General features: G+C 48.3%; 1 pseudogene. It reads right to left on the bottom strand.

The annotated features are described in order from the left end of the window. Positions 1 to 596: pseudogene (locus R7R24_RS28655) on the bottom strand (peptidase M6); the annotation flags it as partial.

The following is a 596-nucleotide window of genomic DNA, read 5'->3' on the forward strand; positions in this document are numbered from 1 at the left end:
CGTTATTTAAATCTAGTGAAACCGCCAGCGTATTTGTGCTACTAGCAAACACATAACCTTGATAGAGAGAGTTCAGCCAAGCCGATTTGTTTGGCTCGCTCGCTTGCTCAAGGGAGAAACTGCCGCCATTCGTACTGCTAGCAATGTTAGAAATACGAACACCAGTTTCAAACCCAGCAATTGCTTGAAGTCCTGGATTAGAAGTGTCGGAAATCTCAGTGCCACCGTTAGGATACAAATCGCCGGCATCACTGCTTCCATCATTTTCTAACTCATTCAGACCATCAGCCTGCATGATTTGAACCTGCATCGCGCCAACATCGTTAAAGCGGTTCTGGACGTTCACAGACGTCGCCAATACCCCTTCTGCCGCCAATGCTCGGTCGTAACCGCTAAAGGTACGGTTTTCCAAATACACGCGTGGGCCAAACTCTTTTAAGTATGGGTCGAGATACACCAATTTGACGTCGTCGTTATTCACGGAAATAGGCGTCGGGCTTTCATGAGTAATCGTGGGTACAACGAAACCAGCCGCGTGTTTGCTCCATGCGCTCATGTTAACGGGCGTATCACCTGAGTACGAATCACCCGGTTTC

It is taken from the genome of Vibrio sp. 704 (assembly GCF_033339295.1).